The organism is Mixta tenebrionis (assembly GCF_006517625.1).
GTDB lineage: Bacteria > Pseudomonadota > Gammaproteobacteria > Enterobacterales > Enterobacteriaceae > Mixta > Mixta tenebrionis.
Genome location: NZ_VHQI01000018.1, coordinates 1 through 21,252, shown reverse-complemented (window position 1 = coordinate 21,252; position 21,252 = coordinate 1). Strand labels below are relative to the sequence as shown.

The 21,252-nt window shown below is 57.8% G+C and carries 27 protein-coding genes and 1 pseudogene; all 28 read left to right on the top strand.

From position 1 onward, the window contains the following. Positions 1-2 precede the first annotated feature (2 nt). Positions 3-731: a transglycosylase SLT domain-containing protein gene (locus FKM52_RS19990; protein WP_080189911.1), complete on the top strand. Its 729-nt coding sequence runs from the start codon at positions 3-5 to the stop codon at positions 729-731. Further along, positions 715-1,365: a lysis system spanin subunit gene (locus FKM52_RS19985; RefSeq protein ID WP_080189909.1), complete on the top strand. Its 651-nt coding sequence runs from the start codon at positions 715-717 to the stop codon at positions 1,363-1,365. The genes FKM52_RS19990 and FKM52_RS19985 overlap by 17 nt, the downstream gene beginning before the upstream one ends. Then, a complete protein-coding gene (locus FKM52_RS19980; protein ID WP_000175096.1) occupies positions 1,362-1,694 on the top strand; it encodes a hypothetical protein in 333 nt (110 codons plus the stop codon). Before FKM52_RS19985 ends, FKM52_RS19980 begins: the two co-directional genes overlap by 4 nt. After that, positions 1,687-1,998, top strand: coding sequence for a hypothetical protein (locus tag FKM52_RS19975; protein ID WP_006122433.1), 312 nt, complete (start codon positions 1,687-1,689; stop codon positions 1,996-1,998). Before FKM52_RS19980 ends, FKM52_RS19975 begins: the two co-directional genes overlap by 8 nt. Beyond that, positions 1,998-2,543, top strand: coding sequence for a DUF3486 family protein (locus FKM52_RS19970; RefSeq protein ID WP_011410682.1), 546 nt, complete (start codon positions 1,998-2,000; stop codon positions 2,541-2,543). The genes FKM52_RS19975 and FKM52_RS19970 overlap by 1 nt, the downstream gene beginning before the upstream one ends. Continuing rightward, the gene (locus FKM52_RS19965; protein WP_141177897.1) at positions 2,540-4,063 is read left to right on the top strand and encodes a hypothetical protein; all 1,524 of its coding nucleotides are present in this window, start codon (positions 2,540-2,542) and stop codon (positions 4,061-4,063) included. The genes FKM52_RS19970 and FKM52_RS19965 overlap by 4 nt, the downstream gene beginning before the upstream one ends. Next, positions 4,063-5,559, top strand: a complete 1,497-nt coding sequence (locus tag FKM52_RS19960) for a DUF935 domain-containing protein (RefSeq protein WP_141177896.1) — start codon at positions 4,063-4,065, stop codon at positions 5,557-5,559. Before FKM52_RS19965 ends, FKM52_RS19960 begins: the two co-directional genes overlap by 1 nt. Then, positions 5,540-6,361, top strand: coding sequence for a phage head morphogenesis protein (locus tag FKM52_RS19955; RefSeq protein ID WP_141177895.1), 822 nt, complete (start codon positions 5,540-5,542; stop codon positions 6,359-6,361). Before FKM52_RS19960 ends, FKM52_RS19955 begins: the two co-directional genes overlap by 20 nt. A 2-nt stretch (positions 6,362-6,363) precedes the next feature. After that, complete coding sequence (locus FKM52_RS19950; RefSeq protein WP_141177894.1) at positions 6,364-6,822, top strand: phage virion morphogenesis protein; 459 nt, start codon at positions 6,364-6,366, stop codon at positions 6,820-6,822. Positions 6,823-7,036: 214 nt separating this feature from the next. After that, positions 7,037-8,134: a peptidase gene (locus FKM52_RS19945; protein WP_141177893.1), complete on the top strand. Its 1,098-nt coding sequence runs from the start codon at positions 7,037-7,039 to the stop codon at positions 8,132-8,134. Positions 8,135-8,147: 13 nt separating this feature from the next. Beyond that, positions 8,148-9,101, top strand: coding sequence for a hypothetical protein (locus FKM52_RS19940; RefSeq protein WP_141177892.1), 954 nt, complete (start codon positions 8,148-8,150; stop codon positions 9,099-9,101). Between the two features lie 10 nt (positions 9,102-9,111). Then, positions 9,112-9,468, top strand: a complete 357-nt coding sequence (locus tag FKM52_RS19935) for a DUF2190 family protein (protein ID WP_141177891.1) — start codon at positions 9,112-9,114, stop codon at positions 9,466-9,468. A gap of 1 nt (position 9,469) precedes the next feature. After that, on the top strand, positions 9,470-9,916 hold the full coding sequence (locus FKM52_RS19930) for a gp436 family protein (RefSeq protein ID WP_006122443.1): 447 nt from the start codon (positions 9,470-9,472) through the stop codon (positions 9,914-9,916). Then, positions 9,916-10,380: a Gp37 family protein gene (locus FKM52_RS19925; RefSeq protein WP_141177890.1), complete on the top strand. Its 465-nt coding sequence runs from the start codon at positions 9,916-9,918 to the stop codon at positions 10,378-10,380. The genes FKM52_RS19930 and FKM52_RS19925 overlap by 1 nt, the downstream gene beginning before the upstream one ends. Next, on the top strand, positions 10,380-10,631 hold the full coding sequence (locus tag FKM52_RS19920) for a hypothetical protein (protein WP_006122445.1): 252 nt from the start codon (positions 10,380-10,382) through the stop codon (positions 10,629-10,631). The genes FKM52_RS19925 and FKM52_RS19920 overlap by 1 nt, the downstream gene beginning before the upstream one ends. Beyond that, entirely contained in the window at positions 10,621-12,048 is a 1,428-nt protein-coding gene (locus FKM52_RS19915; RefSeq protein ID WP_141177889.1) for a phage tail sheath subtilisin-like domain-containing protein, read from the top strand. The genes FKM52_RS19920 and FKM52_RS19915 overlap by 11 nt, the downstream gene beginning before the upstream one ends. Further along, a complete protein-coding gene (locus tag FKM52_RS19910; RefSeq protein ID WP_165450822.1) occupies positions 12,045-12,569 on the top strand; it encodes a phage major tail tube protein in 525 nt (174 codons plus the stop codon). The genes FKM52_RS19915 and FKM52_RS19910 overlap by 4 nt, the downstream gene beginning before the upstream one ends. A gap of 2 nt (positions 12,570-12,571) precedes the next feature. Then, positions 12,572-12,853, top strand: a complete 282-nt coding sequence (locus tag FKM52_RS19905; protein WP_049110760.1) for a hypothetical protein — start codon at positions 12,572-12,574, stop codon at positions 12,851-12,853. A 97-nt stretch (positions 12,854-12,950) separates the two neighbouring features. Next, positions 12,951-13,265 carry a phage tail assembly protein gene (locus FKM52_RS19900; RefSeq protein WP_141177888.1) on the top strand — a complete coding sequence of 105 codons (315 nt, stop codon included), beginning with the start codon at positions 12,951-12,953 and terminating at the stop codon, positions 13,263-13,265. 195 nt (positions 13,266-13,460) lie between these two features. Continuing rightward, positions 13,461-15,926, top strand: a complete 2,466-nt coding sequence (locus FKM52_RS19890; protein ID WP_141177886.1) for a phage tail tape measure protein — start codon at positions 13,461-13,463, stop codon at positions 15,924-15,926. Then, entirely contained in the window at positions 15,926-16,810 is an 885-nt protein-coding gene (locus FKM52_RS19885) for a phage tail protein (protein WP_141177885.1), read from the top strand. Before FKM52_RS19890 ends, FKM52_RS19885 begins: the two co-directional genes overlap by 1 nt. After that, positions 16,810-17,022 carry a tail protein X gene (locus FKM52_RS19880; RefSeq protein ID WP_000478225.1) on the top strand — a complete coding sequence of 71 codons (213 nt, stop codon included), beginning with the start codon at positions 16,810-16,812 and terminating at the stop codon, positions 17,020-17,022. The genes FKM52_RS19885 and FKM52_RS19880 overlap by 1 nt, the downstream gene beginning before the upstream one ends. Then, positions 17,010-18,179, top strand: a complete 1,170-nt coding sequence (locus FKM52_RS19875; protein WP_141177884.1) for a phage late control D family protein — start codon at positions 17,010-17,012, stop codon at positions 18,177-18,179. Before FKM52_RS19880 ends, FKM52_RS19875 begins: the two co-directional genes overlap by 13 nt. Then, a complete protein-coding gene (locus FKM52_RS19870; RefSeq protein WP_048994544.1) occupies positions 18,179-18,691 on the top strand; it encodes a phage baseplate assembly protein V in 513 nt (170 codons plus the stop codon). The genes FKM52_RS19875 and FKM52_RS19870 overlap by 1 nt, the downstream gene beginning before the upstream one ends. A 54-nt stretch (positions 18,692-18,745) precedes the next feature. Further along, positions 18,746-19,093: a GPW/gp25 family protein gene (locus FKM52_RS19865; protein ID WP_000859115.1), complete on the top strand. Its 348-nt coding sequence runs from the start codon at positions 18,746-18,748 to the stop codon at positions 19,091-19,093. Continuing rightward, positions 19,084-20,187: a baseplate assembly protein gene (locus FKM52_RS19860; protein ID WP_006122457.1), complete on the top strand. Its 1,104-nt coding sequence runs from the start codon at positions 19,084-19,086 to the stop codon at positions 20,185-20,187. The genes FKM52_RS19865 and FKM52_RS19860 overlap by 10 nt, the downstream gene beginning before the upstream one ends. Further along, positions 20,180-20,758, top strand: a complete 579-nt coding sequence (locus FKM52_RS19855) for a phage tail protein I (protein ID WP_063945692.1) — start codon at positions 20,180-20,182, stop codon at positions 20,756-20,758. The genes FKM52_RS19860 and FKM52_RS19855 overlap by 8 nt, the downstream gene beginning before the upstream one ends. A gap of 2 nt (positions 20,759-20,760) precedes the next feature. Beyond that, positions 20,761-21,252: pseudogene (locus FKM52_RS19850) on the top strand (phage tail protein); the annotation flags it as partial.

The window sequence follows — 21,252 nt, the reverse complement described above, 5'->3', positions numbered from 1 at the left end:
CCATGAACTGGCCTCAAATCACTCTCATCATCCTGCTTGCCTTTGGTCTGGGCGTAACCGCCATCAAGCATGGCGAGCTACGCAATGATAAATACAGCTTCTGGTGGCAGCTCGCTGGTAACCTGGTTATTTCCTGGCTGCTCTGGTGTGGCGGTTTCTTTAGTCAAGCCCGCGCAGCTCAGCCGCCACAGGCTGCTCTGCAGTATCGCGACGATGTGATCCGTAATGCCCGGCTTGAATGGGGAATGTCAGCGCCGGTGGCCGACTTCGCCGCACAGCTGCATCAGGAAAGCGGCTGGCGACCTGATGCGGTCTCGCCGGTTGGCGCTCAGGGGCTGGCGCAGTTTATGCCCGCTACCGCTGACTGGATAAGTCAGCTGATGCCGGAGCTTAACAGCCGTGATCCGTTTAATCCGGCATGGGCCATCCGGGCGCTGGTCAGCTATGACCGCTGGCTGTGGCAGCGTGTCAGCGCCGCCAACGGCTGCGAACGTATGGCCATGACGCTGTCCGGCTATAACGGCGGTCTGGGCTGGGTACAGCGGGACAAACGGCTGGCCTCACAGCAGGGGCTGGACAGTGCCCGCTGGTTTGGCCATGTCGCCACGGTGAATGCCGGACGTAGCGCCGCCAACTGGCGGGAGAACCGCCACTATCCGCAGCGCATCCTGCGGGAGCTGGCTCCGCGCTATCTCACATGGGGAGGCAGCAGCTGTGTGGAACCTGGTTAAAAGATTGCCGTGGCGCGGCATGGTGCTGGCGCTTGTTCTGGTGGCTGCTCTTTATGGGCTGAACCGCTGGGGCTATCACGACGGTTCTGAGGACGCAAAACGTGACGGTGACGCAGCGCTCAGTCGGCTGCAGTCAGCGTTTGATACCTACAAAACCGAACAGACCACGCTTGAGAACGCAGCGCTGCGGGCCTGGGCAAAGCGGTATCAGGAGCAGGTTGCCGCAGGCCATCAGGCCGAAGCCAGTTACCTTGAGCAGATTGCTCAGCTTGAGAGCCAGAACAAACAACTACAGGGGCAAATTAACGATGTCACACAGCGCTGGATTGATGAAAAAGGTAAGAGCCATCCCATTGAGTGCGTGTTTACTCGCGGTTTCGTGCGCCAGTACAACACCGCGCTCGGATATGACAACGCATCCGTCGACACCGGTCATTCAGACACAACTGCCGCCGCTGGCACCGGCGCTCGCGCAGCGTCCGGGCAACCTGAAGCCGCTGACGCCTGGCTACGCGACTCAGGCGTCTCCCAGCGTGACGTCCTCGCCAACATCATCGACAACGCGAAGCAGTGCCGCATCTGGCGCAGCCAGATAAACCAGCTGCTGGACGAACGGGAAGGATTACAGAAATGACGTTGCAGGTTGAATTCTGGACGGTGGTGGGCTTTCTCATCACCTTCATGAGCTTTGTCGGCGGTATGGCCAAGTGGCTGTTCAGTAAAGCGGAGGAGCGTCAGGCGGCGCGGTTCGCCTCCCTTGAGCAGTCGCTGCAACAGTCCGCCTCCAACTGGGGCGAGCTGGAAAAAGAATTTATGCGGTTTAAGGCGGATTTACCGCTGAACTACGTCCGCCGCGAGGATTACATCCGTGGCCAGACGGTCATCGAGGCCAAGCTGGACGCACTCTACAACAAACTGGAAGTGGTACAGCAGTACCGTCATACAGGAGGTCACCATGGTTGATATCGCCCGCGTGCGCCGGGAATCCCTGCGCTGGAGTCTGCTGGTTGCTCTGAACAAAACCCGCCCGTATACCGCCAGCGAGACGCTGCTGCTGGATGTATCCCGCGCCATCTACCCGGACACCACGCCGCTGGAGCTGCGCCGTGAGCTGGATTATCTGGCCGACCGCAAGATGGTTGATCTGGAGAAGAAGCCTTCCGGTGACTGGTTTGCTGACCTGACCCGCCTCGGCGTTGACCTGGTGGAATACACCGTGGAATGCGGCCCTGGCATCGCCCGCCCGGAAAAGTACTGGAGTGAATGATGGCCAGACGCAGCACGATAGAAAAGCTGCCGGAAGACGTGCGTCGCTGGCTTGAGCGGGCGCTGACTGAATCCGGCTTCAGCGGATATAACGAGCTGGAGTCCCTGCTGCGTGAGCAGGGTTACGTCATCAGCAAATCGGCTATCCATCGCTATGGTCAGAAGATTGAGCGCCGCTATGGTGCCATCCGTGCGGCGACAGAAGCGGCACGTATGTTGACCGAGGGAGCTGCTGACGATCAGGATGCGCGTTCAGAGGCGGTGATCGCCCTGATTCAGACCGAGCTGTTCGAGAGTATCGTTCAGCTGCAGGAAGCGGAAGAAGGCGAAGTCGACCCCAAAGAGCGCGTGGCGCTGCTGTCGAAGGTGGCGAAGAACGTGGCCACGCTGTCCCGCGCGTCCGTCAACCTCAAGAAGTTCCAGTCTGAAGTCCGGGCCAGAGCGCAGCAGGCGGCCAGCAACGCCGAGAAAATTGCCCGTAAGGGTGGACTGTCAACCGATGCAGTACAGGCGCTGCGTCGTGAAATTCTGGGGATTGCCACATGAGTCAGCTTGCCCCCGTTTTGCCTGATACCTCGGCGCTGGATATCCCCGCCGTTCTGATGCCTTACCAGCAGCGCTGGGTGGCTGATACGTCGCCGCTCAAGGTGATTGAGAAGAGCCGCCGAACCGGTATCACCTGGGCTGAGGCGTCCGATGATGTGCTGACCGCAGCCTCTTCAGCGCCTGCGGGCGGGATGAACGTGTATTACATCGCCTATAACCAGGACATGACCGTCGAATATATCCAGGCGTGTGCGATGTGGGCGCGGGCATTCAACTATGCCGCCAGTGAAATCGAAGAGGGTTTCTGGGAAGAAGACGAAGACGACAAACACATCAAGACCTACACCATCAAATTCCCTGATTCAGGCTTCCGCGTTGTTGCGCTCTCAAGCCGCCCGTCTAACCTGCGTGGCCGTCAGGGCATCATCGTTATCGACGAAGCGGCGTTCCATGAGCAACTGGATGAACTGCTGAAGGCGGCGCTGGCGATGCTTATCTGGGGTGGCAAGGTGCGGGTTATCTCCACCCATGACGGTGACGATAACCCGTTCAATACGCTTATCGGTGATATCCGGGCCGGGCGTCAGGGGGGCAGCGTACACCGCATTACTTTCCAGGAGGCTGTGTCGGAGGGATTGTTCCACCGCGTCTGCCTGCGTACCGGGAAAGAATGGTCGGAAGCGTCCGAGCAGGCGTGGATGGCATCGGTGTACAAATTCTACGGTGCCGGTGCATCGGAGGAGCTTGACTGTGTCCCGGCCAACGGTGGCGGCGCCTGGCTGTCCCGCGCCCTGATTGAGTCCCGTATGTCGGCTGACACACCGGTGTTGCGCCTGACCTGCCCGGAGGGCTACGAGCTGAAGCCCGATGACGTCCGCTGGAGCGAGACGCAGGACTGGCTGGACGAACACCTCAAACCGTTGCTGGAAGCTCTGCCTGCTGACGCACGTTCTTTCCTGGGGCGCGACTTTGGGCGCAGCGGTGATCTGTCGGTGGACTATCCCCTGCTGCAGGAGAAGAACCTAGTACGCCGCGTACCGTTCGTGCTGGAGCTGCGCAACGTGCCGTTCAAACAGCAGGAGCAAATCGCGTGGTATCTGATGGACGGCCTGCCAAACCTGATGGGCGCGGCGCTCGATGCCCGTGGTAACGGCTCTTACCTCGCCGAATACGCCATGCAGCGCTACGGCTCCAGCCGGGTTAAGCAGGTCATGCCTACTGAAAACTGGTATCGCGAGCATATGCCGCCGGTCAAGGCTGCGCTGGAAGATGGCAACCTAGTGGATTTACCGAAGGATGAAGACACGCTGGACGACCTGCGGGCCGTTCAGGTGGTAAACGGCGTTCCCCGCGTGCCGGAACAGCGCTCAAAAGCGAAGTCTGACAGTGGCAAACGTCACGGGGATTCAGCCATCGCGCTGGCGCTGGCGTACTTCGCCAGCCGTGAAATTAACAAAGGGCCGGTGAAGGCAAGCTCACGCCGTCGTCGTCAGGCGGCCCGTATGCTGGAGGATTACTGATGTCCCGTGGACTCTGGGTTTCACCCAATGAGTTTGTCTCTTTTGCCGAACCCAATAAAACGCTGACGGAGCAGATCGCCTCGCGCAGCCGCTCCATCGACTTCTTCGGGCTGGGAATGTACCTGCCTAACCCTGACCCCATTCTGAAATCTCAGGGCCGGGATATCCGCATCTATCGTGAACTGCGTACCGACCCGCTGGTTGGTGGCTGCATCCGCAGGCGTAAGGCGGCGGTCAAGTCGCTGGAGCGTGGTCTTGAGCGCGGTCATGCCCCGGCGCGGGTATTCAGCTTCATCCGGGATATGCTCGACGATCTGGATTTGTCACGCATCATCGGCGAGATGACCGACGCCGTTCTCTACGGGTATCAGCCCTGTGAGATCATGTGGGGGCGTTCTGTTAAATCCTGGGGCATCGCCGATATCGTGGGTAAGCCGCCAGAGTGGTTCCAGTTCAACAATGACAACCTGCTGCGCTTTCGGGCAAAAGACGCCGGGCTGGAAGGCGAGCCGGTACCGCTGAACAAGTTCGTGGTACCGCGTCAGGATGCGACCTACGACAACCCGTATGGCTTCCCTGATCTGTCGATGTGTTTCTGGCCCGTGACATTCAAAAAAGGCGGCATGAAATTCTGGGTGCGTTTTGCCGAGAAATACGGTTCACCGTGGGTCATCGGCAAGCATCCGCGCGGGACGGCCCAGGGTGAGATTGACCTGCTGCTGGACTCCATGGAGGCAATGGTAGAAGACGCGGTGGCCGCCATCCCTGACGATTCCTCCATTGAAATCAAGGAGGCCGCAGGCAAGGCCGACAGCAGCGATATTTATCAGAACCTGATTACGCTTGCCCGCAGTGAAATCTCCATCGCCCTGCTGGGGCAGAACCAGACCACCGAGGCCAACAGTAACCGCGCCTCCGCGCAGGCCGGACTGGAGGTCACCGATGATATCCGTGACGCTGACGCTGATATCGTGGAAAGCGCGGTGAATCAGGCCATCAGGATGGCGGTATCAATGAACTTTGGCGATGTGGCCAGCCCCGTCTGGAAAATGTGGGAACAGGGAACGGTCGACGATACTCAGGCAACCCGCGACGAGAAACTCAGCCGCGCCGGTGTGGTCTTCACCCCGCAATACTTCAAGCGTGAGTACCAGCTGCAGGACGGCGATATTGACGAGACACCACCGTCAGAGCGCCAGAAGAACACGCTGCCGCTGTCGTTCGCCGAGGCCATAGATGCCGATATTCAGGCCCAGCAGGATCTCGATGATGCGCTGGATATTCTGATGAACGGTGGCACCTTAAACGGCGTACTTGCGCCGGTGCTGGAGCCGCTCTTTAACCAGGTGAAAGACGGCGTTAACCCGTCTGAGCTGCTGGGGGCGCTGGCTGAACTGTACCCGCAGATGAATGCGGATGACCTGCAGGAACGGCTGGCCCGTATCATGTTTGTTGCAACTGTCTGGGGGCGTCTGCATGAGCGTGACAACGGCTGAACTGGCGTACTGCATGACGCTGCCCCCAAAACGGGCTGTCAGCTACCTGAAGTCCAAAGGGTATAGCTTCACGTGGGACTGGGAGGAGATGTGGCAGGATGCCCATGCCCGCGCCTTTACCGTCGCCAAAGTGACCCGCCTTGATATCCTGGAAGATATCAGGAGCGCCCTGCAGCAGGCACTGGATGAGGGCAAGACTGACCGCTGGTTCCGCCAGCAGCTGGAGCCGGAGCTGCAGCGCAAGGGATGGTGGGGGTCACGTGACACCACAGACCCGGTAACGGGCGAGCCGGTCACCATCCAGCAGGGCAGCCCGTGGCGGCTCGACACCATCTTTCGTACCAATATGTCCGTACTCTACAGTGCCGGTCGCTGGGCGGAGCAGATGGAGAACGTAGACGACAGGCCGTACTGGATGTATACCGGCATCAACGACAGCCATACCCGCAAGAGCCATCTGGCGCTGCATGGTCTGGTGCTGCGCTATGATGACCCGTTCTGGCAGGCGTTCTACCCGCCGAACGGCTGGCGCTGCCGCTGTGGTGTCATTGCCCTGAGCGCAGCCGATGTGCGTGCCCGTGGCCTGAAGGTGTCAGATTCTGGCTCAGCCATGGGATGGGAGCTGAAGCTGGTCTCAGAGAAAACAGGCGAGATGCAGAACGTCGCCACCTTCAATACCGGCACCACGAAGGTGGCCACCGACGTCGGCTGGTCTTACGCGCCGGGGGCAGCATACCGTCCCGACCTTGCCCGCTATCAGGGTACGCTTCAACCGCTGGCACAGCAGGAACTGAGAGGATAACGATGGCTTCCGATAACCTGGTCAATATCACCATTAACGATGAATCCCTGCGCCGGAGCCTCCGTGCGCTGGACCTGGCTGCCACAGACCTGGAACCCGCGATGCGCAAAATCGCCGGAACCCTGCTGGCGGAGACGCAGTTTAACTTTCTCGATGAGGGGCGTCCGGGGTGGACTCCCTCGCTGGCAGCAGAAGATCGCGACGGGCAAACACTGCAGGATACCGGGCGTCTGATGGGGTCAGTATCAACCGACCATGACGACCGGCAGGCAGCGGTTGGCACTAATGTCGTTTATGGGCCGATTCACCAGTTCGGTGGAAAAACGGGGCGTAATGAGTCCGTTGAACTTCCGGTCCGTCCGTTCCTGCCGCTGACAGGGGACGGTGAGCTGCAGCCTGAAGTGGTTGTCCCCATCCTCGATACGATTGTCCGCCATCTTGAAGCAGCGGCCCGTCGCTGAGTTTTGTCTCTGCAGGCGGGTGATTTATCATTGCCAGCCGCTGAGGGGCTGTATTACCTTTATAAAGGCTTTACAGTCCCCGCTTTGCGCCACTATTCGCCTGCAGCGTGACATTCCCCGTACTGATACCCCCGATTTTTTCTAAAGCAGATTAAAAGCGCTGCTGATGCTTTTTCCACAGACTGTCCCCGACAACGTAACGCGGGACAGCAAAATGCCAGCTATTCACATTTTTAAAGCCGGTACTCATACCGATATGCACGGCACGAAACTGCCGTTCACGCAAAGCGATCTTGCCGCCTGCGTGAAAGCCTATGACCCGTCCGTCCATGAAGCGCCTCTCGTTATTGGCCACCCCAAAACGGAAGACCCGGCGTGGGGCTGGGTGAAATCCCTGTCGCTTAACGGCGGCGATCTGCTCGCTGAGCCTGACCAGCTCGACCCGCAGTTTGCCGAACTGGTGGGCAACGGACGCTTCAAGAAGGTCTCCGCCTCATTCTATCTCCCTGACTCACCGAACAACCCGAAGCCCGGCACGCTTTACCTGCGTCATGTCGGCTTTCTGGGCGCGCAGCCACCTTCCATTAAGGGGCTGAAGCAGGTCTCGTTTGGTGAGAAAGAAGAAGGCGTCGTGGAGTTTGCCGACTGGAGTGATATCACCAATGCCTCTTTATGGGGCCGTCTGCGCGATTTTCTGATTGCTCAGTTCGGGCTGGACGAGACCGACAAGGTGCTTCCTTCATGGCAGGTTGACTCCCTGCGCGAAGAGGCTTACCGCGACACCGGGAAGTCTGAACCGGACTTCAGTGAACACAATCCTAACCCTCAACAAGAGAACAGCACCATGACTGAAGAAGAAATCAAAGCGCTTCAGGCGGAAAATACACGTCTGAAAGCGGAAGCCACCCAGCGGGCAGAACAGGAAGCGAAGAGCAAGCAGGACAAACTGCACGCGGAGAACGTCTCCTTTGCCGAGAAGCTGGTTGGCGATGGCCGACTGGCCCCCAAAGCGAAGTCGGTAGTCGTGGCCATCCTGGACGCGGTCTCTGCAGGTGACAAGCCGGTTGAGTTTGCCGAAGGCGATACCCGCACCCCGCTGGTCACGGCGTTTAAGACGCTGCTGGACAGCACTGATCCGGTACTGAATTTCAGTGAGCATGCGACCAAAGACCGCGTGAACACGGATATCAAAACGACGTCAGCGGAGTTCGCTGAAGCCGACCCGGAACGTCTGGCGCTGCATCAGAAAGCGCTGGAACTGTCGAAAAAAGAAGGCATCAGCTACGACGCTGCTGTCTCCCGCTGCCTGTAATTAAGGAGAGAACATGTCTGACTATTTAAAGGGTAAGCGCGTCGTTGACCCGGTGCTGACCAGCATCGCTCGCGGTTATAAAAATGCCGCGTTCATCGGTGAGCGCATTTTCCCCATTGTCCTTACCGATAAGGAAGGTGTGACCGTGCCGACCTTCGGTAAATCCGCTTTTGTGGAGTACGACACCGAGCGTGCCGTGGGGGCTGACAGCAACGTTCTGGTGCGCGAGAAAACCGGCAAGCTGGACCTGGTTCTCAACGAGCACGATCTGGCCGCGCCGGTGGACTATCGCGAGCAGGCAGAGTCGATGTTCAACGAAGAGGCCAAAGCCATTCGCCGTGTGACGAGCGGCGTCAACCTCAAGCGAGAACTGTATGCGGCCCGTCTGGCCCAGGACAAGAACGTCTATCGCGCGGCTAACGTCAAAGCGCTGGCCGCTGCCGACCGCTGGGGTGGTGGCAAGGGTGACCCGATTGGCATCATTGAAGGCGGGATCGAAGCGGTGCGTAACGCCACCGGCCTGCGTCCGAACCTGATGACCATGGGGGCCAGCGTCATGTCGCTGCTGAAGTTCCACCCGGCTATTCAGGCCGCGATTGGAGCCAACGAGCGCAAGCGTATCACCATCGAAATTCTGAAAGACCTTTTCCAGCTGGAAGATGTGGTGATCGGCGAGCCGGTCTCCATGGCCTCCATGAAAGACGCACAGAACAAGGACAAAGTCCCGACCGATATCTGGAGCGACAACCTGATGCTGCATTACGTCGGCAAACCGCAGCCGGGCACCGACAGCGCCGACGAAAATGAGCCGTCATTCGGTTACACACTGCGCCGTAAAGGGATGCCGGTGGCGGATAAATACGACGGCATCGGCGGCAAGGTGAAGTACTGCCGTTATACCGATATCTACAAAGTCGCCGTGGTCGGTGGCGATGCCGGGTATCTCGTCACCAACATTGTGAAATAAGGAGACGGTCATGGGTACAACTCAACAGGTCATTCTGACCACCTCCGTGACGGCCAGCGCAGCGCTGACGCAACAGCGCTTTGTCGGTGCCGATAACGCCCCCTGTCAGGCCGGAGCCGTCGCGCTCGGCGTGGCAGAGGTGGATGCCGCTGCCGGTGATGTAACGCCGGTCAACGTACTGGGTATTGTTGCCGTCGAGGCCGGAGCGGCAGTCTCCAGAGGGCAGATCGTTCAGTCGGATGCGAACGCCTGCGCCGTTCCTCAGGTCCCCGCAGCCGGTGAGACCCCGGCAGGCATTTCTGCCGGGATTGCGCTGGATGAGGCTCTGGCCGAAGGTGACGTTATCCGCATCCTGCGCGGGGTGTGACATGTACTGCACCCTGGCGGATTTACTTGAACAAGTACCGGAAAGGACGCTCATTGAGCTGACCAACGAGTCGGTGGGCTTTGATGAGCAGCCTCCGGTCAATGCTACCGTGGTTGAGAGTTGCATCCGCTACGCCGGTGAACTGATAGATGCCCACCTGCGTGGGCGCTATACCCTGCCGCTGACGGAAGTACCGACCGTTCTGCGCGACATTGCCATCACTCTGACCCGTTACCGCCTGTATGTCCGCCGTCCTGAAGGTGACCTGCCTGACACAGTCAAGGACGACAACAAAGAGGCACGGCGGCAACTGGAGGCTATCCGCGACGGGAAGCTCACGCTGGGGCTGCAGTCGACTCAGAAAGATGTGCCTGAGTCCGGTGAAATCCGGGCACGGGCACGCCGTCCCACCTTTGGCGGGCGCGATGGCTTACTGGAGAAATACTGATGAATGTTCTGCCCGTTATTGATGCGGTTGTCGCCCGCCTTAAGGAGAAACTCCCGACGCTGGCAGTGGAATATTTCCCGGAGAAACCAGCGGAATACCGGCTCAACCATCCGAAAGGAGCGCTGCTGGTGAGTTATGCCGGGTCGCGCTTCGACAAGCCCAATGACACCAGCGCGGTTATCCAGGCTCAGACCATCCAGCTATGCGTCACGGTGGTCTTCCGGCAGCTCAACGGTAAAAGAGGCGCGATTGACGTTCTGGATGCAATCCGTCGCATCCTCGGTGGCTACACCCCGCCGAACTGCCGCCGTCGCATCTGGCTGACCCGCGAGGTGTTTATCGGTGAGGTCAAGGGGCTGTGGCAGTACGCCCTCGACTTTGCCACTGAAAGCGTCTTTATCGAAGACAGCGATTTACCGTCCGGCCCGCTGTTAACCGAAGTGAACTATGAGGAAAGCGAGTGATGAAAGAATACCGCTATTCCGGCCCGGCCAGCGGCGTCACGCTGTCGGACGGAACCGAAATCCTGCTCTGGCCGGGGAAGAATGTTTCCCTGCCGGAGGAGCATGACTATGTGAAGGTACTGGTGGCGCTGAAGCATCTGACACCGGTATCTGAAGAGACTAAACCCGCCAGCACACCGGTTGTGCAGTCACCAAAGCGCAGGAACGTCGGCGACAACGATGTGAAAACGGAGGACTCCCATGGCAGCTAACTATCTGCATGGCGTCGAAACCATTGAGGTGGAAAACGGTGCCCGCCCGGTTAAAACGGTGAAGTCTGCCGTTATTGGTCTGATTGGTACCGCCCCGATGGGTGACGTCAATACGCTGGTGCAGTGCCTGTCCGAGAAAGATGCAGCAGCATTTGGCAACCAGCTCACCGGCTTTACCATTCCGCAGGCACTGGATGCGATCTACGACCATGGGGCAGGCACCGTTCTGGTCATTAACGTGCTTGATCCGGCTGTGCATAAAACCGCTGTGGCCGATGAAGATGTAACATTCGACAAGGCGACGGGCAAGGCACAGCTGGCTAATCCGGTGGTCGCGCAGCTGGTACTGAAACCGGACAGCGATGGCCAGCCTTATGTGGAAGGCCAGGACTACTCGCTTGATGCACAGATCGGGGTGATTACCAACCTCGGTAAGAGCATCGCGGCAGATGCAACGGTGAAGGCCAGCTATAACTATGCTGATCCGACCAAAGTCACCCCGGCTGATATCATCGGTGCCGTTAACGCCGCAGGCAACCGTACAGGCATGAAGCTGCTTAACGACAGCTTCAACCTGTTTGGCTATTTTGCCAAAATTCTGATTTCCCCGGTCTTCTGCACCCAGAACAGCGTCTCAGTTGAGCTTATCGCCATGGCTGAGAAGCTGGGCGCGGTGACCTACATCGACGCGCCGATTGGTACCACTTTTGCGCAGGCACTGGCAGGGCGTGGACCGAAAGGCACCATTAACTTCAATACCAGCTCCGATCGCGTCCGTCTGTGCTACCCGCACGTCAAAGTATACGACGCGGCCACCAACAGCGAACGGCTGGAGCCACTGAGCCAGCGTGCTGCAGGTTTGCGTGCCAAGGTCGACCTGGACAAGGGCTACTGGTGGTCGTCCTCCAACCAGGAGATTCTGGGTATCACCGGCGTGGAGCGCCAGCTGTCGGCAATGATTGACGATCCGCAGAGCGAGGTGAACCTGCTCAACGAACAGGGCATCACCACGGTCTTCAGCAGCTACGGCAGCGGCCTGCGTCTGTGGGGCAACCGTATGGCGGCATGGCCAACGGTCACCCATATGCGCAACTTTGAGAACGTTCGCCGTACCGGTGATGTGATCAACGAGTCCCTGCGTTACTTCAGCCAGCAGTACATCGACATGCCGATTACCCAGGCGCTGATTGATGCGCTGACGGAGTCGGTCAACGCCTACGGTCGCAAGCTGATTGGCGACGGTGCGCTGCTGGGCTTCAGCTGCTGGTTTGATCCGGCCCGCAACGAAGAGACGGAGCTTGCCGCCGGTCACCTGTTGCTGAGCTACAAATACACGCCACCACCACCGCTGGAGCGACTGACGTTTGAGACCGAGATCACCTCGGAATACCTGTTAACCCTGAAGGGGAATAGCTGATGGCAAAGATTGAGATCAACCGCATCACGAATGCCAACATCTACCTGGATGGCGCTAACCTGCTGGGCCGGGCCGAGGAGGTCAAACTCCCGGACGTCTCCATGACCATGCAGGAGCATAAGGCGCTGGGGATGGTGGGCAAGGTGGAACTCCCGGCAGGCTTCGACAAGCTTGAGGGCGAGATCAAGTGGAACAGCTTTTACCGCGACGCGATGCTGTCTGCCGCAAACCCGTATAAGTCGCTGGCGCTGCAGTGTCGCTCCAGCGTCCAGCGCTACAGTTCGCAGGGGCTGATTGACGAAATTCCGCTGGTCACCTTCCTGACGATTATGTTCAAGAAGAACCCGCTGGGGACGTTCAAACAGCACGAGAACGCCGAGTTCTCCAGTAGCTTCACCTGCACGTACATCAAGCAGGTACTGGATGGTGAAGAGCTGCTGGAGCTGGACTATCTGGCCAACATCTTCCGCGTCGGCGGTGTTGACCAGTTAACTGATTACCGTGTCAATATCGGGGGCTGACGGTGACCGTCGAGATTGAAGATAAAGGCGGGAACTGTGGTTCGATTGGCATGGGGAATGGCACCTGGTTTACCATCCTCGATATTCCGGGGGTGGAGAACATTTTTAATACCCGTAAAACCAATGACCCGATTGACTGCACACGCTCTAAAGCACGAAAGCTCGCTGACCTGATTGAGGCATGGGAGCCACCTGACCACTGGTTCACCGGCATAGGCAAATCTGAAGGAAAGGCACTTCTTATCGCCTTCCTGCGTAACTGCAAAGGCTTTCGCACTCGATGACATGAAGGGGCTTCGGCCCCTTTTTCTTTAATTTCCTTTAATAACCACCGCCTTCCCACTCAGACATACTGCCCTGAAACCATACAGGAGCACGATCATGTCACAAACCCAATCCGATACTTTTAAGCTGTCCTTCCCCTTCACCACAGCTGCTGGCACCAGAGTTGAGCAGGTTGAACTGAAACGCCTGACGGTCAAAGACCTGAAGCAGGTGCGCAAAGTCAGCAAAGACCCGGCTGACTGGGACGAACCGCTGATTGCCCGCAGTACCGGTATTCTCCCGGAAGACCTCGATAACATGGATCTTGCCGACTATATGGAGCTGCAGAAACGATTTCAGCAAGTCACTGGGCTGGGCAAGAGCGACGAAAACGCTGATGCAGGCGCAGGGGCTGCTGGCGAGGTGGTTTAGATTTCAGCCTGTGGAGATTGATGCCCTCGACACTGACGATCTGGAAATGTGGCTGGAGCAGGCTGAAGAGCAAATCAAAAGCGAGTTCGGCGACAATCAGTAACTCCTTATCATTTAACAGCCGCCACTCGCGGCTGTTCTGCATGGCTTTCAGACATTTTCCTTCCGTTTTTCCGCTTTCAGAGGATAACCACCGTGGCCAGTGAATTTTCAGTCGGCGTCATTATTGGCGGCATTGTCGGGAGCAGCTTCCGCTCAGCCGTCAGTGGCACCCGACGCGCCCTTGATTCCCTGGGTGATACATCCCGACGCCTGCAGGAGCGCCAGAACGCCTTAACCCGTGCGACTGAACGTTATGGCCAGTTAGGTTCTTCGCGGATGCAGCGCCTCAACAGCGAGCTGCTGCGGGTAAGCCGCACAATGGAGCAAATTGAGCGCCAGCAGCGCCGTCTGTCGGCGGTGTCGGCCACCAGTGATGCGCTGAAGTCCAACCGTATGGCGCTCTATGGTCAGGGAGCAGAGACTTACGGCATCGCCCGAACGCTGGGCGCACCGGTCATGGCCTCTGTCAAACAATATTCGTCATTCGAGTCTCAGTTACGAGATATCAGTGTCACCGGCGATCTGGATTCAAGGCAGGAACAGGCCATCGGTACTGCCATTCGTCGGGCATCTCTGCAGGTCAATCAGCTCCAGGAATCTCTGTTGGGTGGCGTGGGTCAACTGGTTGCCGATGGCATGAATCCGCAACAGGCGGCAACCTTTGCCGGGATGCTTGGTAAAGCGGCCACGGCTACCAAAGCGGATATGACCGACCTCGCCAAAATGACCTATGCCTTCAGCGATGCCCTCAAAATTACCGATGCGAAAGAGCTGGAGCAGGCGTTTGGGATTGCGGCAACCGGGGCCAAGCTCGGCTCGTTTGAACTCAAGGATATGGCGAAAGCATTACCCGGTATGGCCAAAGCCTTCGCTGCTCGTGGAATTTACGGTAAAGACGCCATAACCCAGATCGTCGCCAGTCTGGAAGTGGGTAAAGGCAGCGGCTCAGCGGAAGAAGCTGTCACCAATATGTCCAACTGGCTGGCGGCAATGGGACGCGGAGATACCACGCAGAAATACGCTAAGGCTGGCGTGGATTACCAGGGGTCAATGCAAAATTATGTAGCCCAAGGCCTCTCTCAATATGAAGCCTCGCTGATGATTGCCAACCGATTTATCGACGGTAAAGGCAAGGCATTCGTACAGCAATGGAAAGCTGCAGGCTCAAGAGGCGATCAGGAAGGCCAGCAAAAGCTGATGGAGTCCTTCGGACTGGCGGAAGTATTCACCGATATTCAGACTGTTAACCATCTGCTGTCGATGCGTCAGGGTTGGGATAAATACCAGTCTAATAAGCAGGAAATGAATACTCCTTCTGCAATGTCGACGCTGGACAAGGATGCTGCGAAACAAAATGATACGCTCGAAGGGCGCTGGCGCAGAACGCAGATTGGCTTTAACGACTCGGCTATTAGTATCGGTGAATCATTACGCCCAGCGTTGATCCAGTTAGGGGAAACGTTCATCCCATTAATGAACAGCGTTGGAAAATGGATCGCGGCTAATCCGCAACTCGTGAGTGGTACGGTTCAGGTAATCGGTGCATTACTTGCTTTTAAGATGGCCACTATCGGTCTCAAGCTGGGGCTGAATCTGCTGTTCTCTCCTTTCACCAGTGTCTGGAAAAACATCATTTTATTGCGAACCAACTGGCTTCGTCTGACGCTTGCACTGGGTGAAGGCGGTAAACTCCGCTGGCTGGTGACCGGCTTCAGCGTTGTCGCCAGGGGTGCCAGAACTCTGGGGGGCGTGCTGTCAGGTGGGCTGGTTCGCGGCATTATGATCGCCGGACGTGCCGTTCTCTGGATTGGTCGGGCGCTGCTGATGAATCCCATTGGTCTTGCCATCACCGCCGTCGCGGCGGCGGCTTATCTTATTTATCGCAACTGGGGGGCTGTCAGCAGTTGGTTCAAACAGCGCTGGGCTGACATTAAAGAGGCTTTTAACGGCGGTATCGCGGGGATTGGTAAGCTGCTGATTAACTGGTCGCCGGTTGGTCTGCTCTACAAAGCCTTTGCGGCTGCGCTGAAATATCTCGGCGTTGTTCTGCCTGCGAAGTTCACTGACTTCGGTGGCCATCTTATCGACGGGCTGATAAACGGCATCAAAAACAAATGGGAGTCGCTCAAAACCACCGTCACAGATATGGGCGACAGCGTGGGCGGCTGGTTCAAGGAAAAGCTGGGCATTCATTCGCCGAGCCGTGTGTTTATAGGCTTTGGTGACAACATCGCGCAGGGTGCCGCTATCGGCCTGCAGCGCACCACACCGCTGGCAGCGCTTGCCGGACAACGCCTGGCAACAGAGATGACTCCTGATGTTCCCCGTATCCCGTCGCCGGAAATCATGGCTGCGGGATATTCAGGCCGTGGCGCAGCTGCTTCTGGTGGCGGAGCGTCTGGCGGTATTCAGGTCAGCTTTAATCCTCAGTTTTTCCTCAATGGCAAAGAAACCGCAGCGCCAGCCGGACTGACCGGCGCACTGAATATGAGCCTGCATGAACTGGAGAAAATGCTGGAACGTCTGCTGGCTCAGAAACAACGTCGGGGGTACGAATAATGTTTGCGGTACTGGGTGATATTGAGTTTGAACTGATTACCTACTGGGACGGCTTTGAGGCCACTTTCGGTGTCGATTATGCCGAACATGCCCGCATCGAGGGTAAGCCCGGCCTGCAGTTCGTCGGCGATAAGCTGGACGAAATCCAGATAAGCCTGGTCTTCCATCAGCATTATTGTGTGCCCGACGTGGAGCTGGCGAGACTGAGAACGGCCATGAAAGCCCATCAGGCGCTGGCGCTGGTCTTCGGCAACGGTGACTATCGCGGCTGGTTCGTGATTACCGATGTTACTGCGACCAGCGAGCAGACCGACAGCACCGGCAACGTGCTGGCCGTTAATGCCACCGCGTCTCTCCGGGAGTACATCGGCGACCCGAAAAACCCGCTACAGCCTCCTGCGATACGCACAACATTTCCCGGCGTCGGGGCGGTCTCCGGTGCCGTTCCTTCACCTTCCGGGGTGGCGCAGTACGTTCGCGACGGCGTCAATTATGCCAAACAGGCGCAGTCTGTTCTCCAGACCACCATCAGCGCCGTTCGGGTGGCGCAGAAAATGAAGGATAACCCCGCCGTTGCACTGACCCGTGTACCGGGGCTGATGAGCGGGCTGGGCAATTTATCCGGGGCGTTAGGCCAGAGCGTTCCGGCGTTTAATGCACTCTCTGAATCCATGCCTGATGCCATCAGTCTGGCCAGAGCCACCAGTGATGCGGCCACGTATGTACAACAGGCACAGTCTTCGCTGAGCGGAGTGGACGGCAGCAATATCGCAGCGGCGCTGGATGCCGTTTCCGGGCAGCTTAACTCCGCCAGCACCACGTTCACCCGGATGTCGCCGGGGTTAAGCACCATGGCAGCTAAAATTCTGGCGAGGAGTGTGTGATGTTTCTTGAGCATGTCACCCGTGACGGAGAGCGCTGGGATTCTCTGGCATGGCAGTACTACGGCGACCCGCTGGGCTATCCCCGGATAATTGCCGCCAATCCGCACGTGGCCATTACGCCGGTGCTGCCCTCCGGGTTGTTGTTACTGATCCCGGTGATCGAGGCTGAAGAAGCCACCACAGAAGAGGATATTGCCCCATGGCTGAGATAAACAGCACGGCACAGGCCGCATCAGCGTTAACCGGCGTCAGTGATGTTCTGAGTCCGGTGTTCACGCTGTGGTATCTGCAGAAGAACATCACCACCGATATCGCCCCCTATGTCACCCGCGTGACCTACAGCGATAACATCAAAAGCGAGTCCGATACCATTGAGGTGGAGCTGGACGACACCGATGGCCGCTGGCTGGATAAGTGGTATCCGGGCAAGGGGGACACGCTGACGCTGAAAATGGGCTATCAGGGCGAGAAGCTGCTGTCCTGCGGTACGTTCTCGATAGACGAGATCGAGGTGAGTTCGCCCGCGTCCGTTGTCGCTATCCGGGGTGTGGCCACGTCGGTCAACAACGCCCTGCGGACTAAATCCAGTCGTGGTTTCGAGAGCACCACGCTGGCGGCCATCGCAGGGCGGATTGCCAAAAAGCATCAGCTGAAGATGGTTGGCAGCATTGAGTCCATCAAAATTGACCGGGTGACCCAGTACGCTGAAACGGACGTGGGCTTCCTGCGTCGGCTGGCCAGCGAGTATGGTTATGCCGTAAAAGTTGTCAGCGACCAGCTGATTTTCTCTCATCTGGCCACGCTGCGCGGTCAGGAGCCGGTAAAACAGTTGAAGCCACAGGATGTGGCCAGTTTTTCCCTGCGTGACACCATCAACCGCGTCTACAAATCCGCAAAGGTAAAACACCAGAAGAGTAGCGATAAAAAGCTGATCGTCTACGAAGCTGATGGCGGCACCAGCGAAAGCGACAAACAAACCAAAGGCGGTAAGGTCACCAGTGCCGACTCACTGAAGGTCAACAGCCGCGTCAGTGACCCGGACAGCGCCCGGATTAAAGCAGATTCGGCGCTGGCCAGACATAACGAATACCAGCAGAACGGCTCCCTGACGCTGATGGGGACGCCCCAGTTGACTGCAGGCAACAAAATTGAACTGGTGGGCTTTGGTCAGTTATCCGGGCCATGGCTGATAACCACTGCCCGCCATGCATTTGACCGTAACAGCGGCTACATCACCGAACTGGAGGTGGCACGAGGGCCGGTCACGCAGGGCAAGGCGAAGAAAGGTAAAAAGACCGGCAAAACCCAGACGCTGACCGTCTATAAACCGGACGGCAGCACCTCCACGGTAATAAAGGAGAAGAAATAATGGCAGGTGTCACCCGTCAGGTCGGTACAGTCAGCGCCGTCGATGCCGACAAGGTTCAGGCCCGAGTTCGTTTGCCGGAATGCGATAACCTGCGCACTAACTGGCTTAACGTGCTGCAGCGCAATACCCAGGATAACAAGGATTACTGGCTCCCTGACGTGGGGGAGCAGGTTGAGGTGCTGCTCGATGCCAACGGCGAGGATGGTGTCATTCTGGGCGCGGTGTACTCAGACGTCGATAAACCACCGTTCAGCGACAAAAATGTCCGGGGCACAAAATACGCTGATGGTGCTGAGTTCAGCTATAACCGCGCGACCCATACGCTGACGGTTAAAGGCGGTATCGAGCATGTGGTGATCGAGGTTGCGGTGGGTATCAGCCTGAAGGGGAAAACTATTGATTTGACCGCTGACACCACCACGGTGAACGGCGACCTTGAAATCAACGGCAATGCCCACTCGACAGGCAGCATGCTCTCTGACGGCCAGAACTCCAATCATCACTCCCACTGACCTTCTTAAACACCTTTAATATCGGCGTTCCCGCACAGGGGCAATACTGCCCCCATGAAAACAACCTCAGTATTCTGGCAACCGGCTCTGCAGGCCCCCGGCGAAATCGTCCGGGGGCTGGATGATATCTGGCAGGCCATTCAAATCATCCTGCGTACTCCTCGCGGCAGCGACCCGCATCGCCCGGAGTTCGGCAGCAATCTGCACCTTTATATCGACTGGCCTATTGACCGGGCCATTCCGCATGTGGTGCGCGAATCCGTCGATGCCATCCGCCGCTGGGAGCCTCGCTGCCAGCTTATGTCGGTCAAACCCGCCGTCGACGGCGAACATCTTACGCTCCGGGTGAGCTGGAAAGGCTCTGACGGACAGCCCCGGACTCAGGAGTTGCTATGGCGCTGACAGAACCCGATTTTATTGAACGTGATGCCGACAAAATCACGGCTGAAATGATTGCTCAGTACGAAGCCGCAACCGGCAAGACGCTGTACCCCGCTCAGGCTGAGCGCCTGTTGATTGACCTGTGGGCATACCGCGAAATGCTGGTCAGGGTGGCGGCACAGGAAGCGGCCAAACAGAATCTGGTCGCCTTTGCCCGTGAGCCGATGATTGATTATCTCGGTGAACTGGTCGGTGTATACCGTCTTGCCGCGCAGCCTGCCACCACCACGCTCCAGTTCTCCGTGGATGAGGCGCTGGCCATTGATGTGCTGATTCCGGCAGGCACCCGCGTCAGCGCTTCCGACAGCATTATTTTTGCCACCGATACGGACGTGGTACTGAAAGCCGGATTGCTGCTGGTCAATGCCACGGCCACCTGTACCGAGCCGGGGGCCGCTGGCAACGGCTGGCAGCCTGCGCAGGTCAGTCAGTTGCTCGATGAGATTGATAATGTCGATCTGCAGGTGACCAATCTGGCAGCCAGTTCTGGCGGTTCTGAGCAGGAAGACAATGACAGGCTCCGCGAGCGTATCAAACTGGCCCCGGAATCATTCACCAACGCCGGAAGCCGTATGGCATACCGCTTTCATGCCATGCAGGCCCATCCCAATATTGTCGATGTTGCCGTGCTTTCCCCGGTTCCCGGCACTGTAGAACTGTATCCGCTGCTCAGCACCGGCCTGCCGGACGACAGCATCCTTACGCTTGTAGAGAGTTTCTGCTCGGACGAAAAAGTCAGGCCGCTCACTGATACCGTGCGGGCTAAAACACCTGTGCAGGTGGATTACGCCATTGAAGCCAACATCACTATCTATCGTGACCAGGATGCTAACTCTATAAAGGACAACGCCAACAGCGCCATACAGAACTGGGTAGCGTCCCGTACCGCCACGCTGGGGCGCGATATTGTCCCCAGCCAGATTATCAGCGTGCTGTCCGTTGCCGGGGTCTACCAGGTCGAACTGGTGACACCGGTGCTGAAGGTGGTGGCAGAAAACGAATGGGCAAACTGTACGGCGATCACTCTTAACATGACCGGAGTGTCTGATGGCTGAGCCGCTACAACTCCCGCCGCCGCTTGAGGGTGATATCAGTCTCAGAACGCTGGGAAGACTGGCCGGGCGGCTGGATAACATCGACCTGAGCGTACTGATGGTCTATCTCGTCGATATCGTCGACAGTTCCGCGCTGCCATGGCTGGGAGAGCAGTTCTCACTGTTCGGCGATGGGTGGGAGCTGGCGGAATCGGATGATGTTCGCCGCATGCTTATCAAATCCGCTATCGAGCTGCACCGTCACAAAGGGACGCCGTGGTCAATCCGGGAAATTATCCGCCGTTTCGGCTTCGGCGAAGTGGATCTGATTGAAGGCACTGGCCAGATTGGCTACGACGGCAAACACACTTACAACGGGCTTTTCGTCCATGGCGATGCGGAAGCCTGGGCGGTCTATCGCGTCATCCTTCAACAGCCTATCACTAACGATCAGGCAGCACTTTTACGTCAGACGCTCGCTGCTTTTGCTCCGGCCCGCTGCCATCTGGCGAGCCTGGAGTATCAGTCTGTCGCCATTCGCTACAACAACACCGTCAACTATGACGGTAGCTATAACCACGGGAGCAGTTAATTATGGCAAACCTACCTGAAACCCCGCAGTGGGAAGAAGGCATCTACCAGATTGAGGTCTCTGACCCCGTTCTGGGTGGGCCTGACGGAATTTCTAACCGTCAGGGTAAACAACTGGCCAGCCGCACGCTGTACCTGATGCAACAGGTTGAAAAAGGCGGTTCTGATCTTGCGAAACACATCGCGGCAGCAGACCCGCATACCCAGTACGCACCGAAAGCCAGCCCGACATTCACCGGCACGCCAACAGCGCCCACGCCTGCAAATAGCGATAACAGCAAGAAGCTGGCGACGACTGAGTTTGTGGCCAAAGCACTTGCAGCGCTTGCAGGCAGCGCCCCTGAGACGCTGGATACGCTTAAAGAGCTGGCGGATGCCCTCGGTAACGATCCGAATTTTGCGACCACGGTGCTTAACAAACTGGCGGAGAAGCTGGCCAAAGACCAGAACGGCGCAGATATTCCTGACCCGGCGCTCTTTGTCAAAAACCTTGGT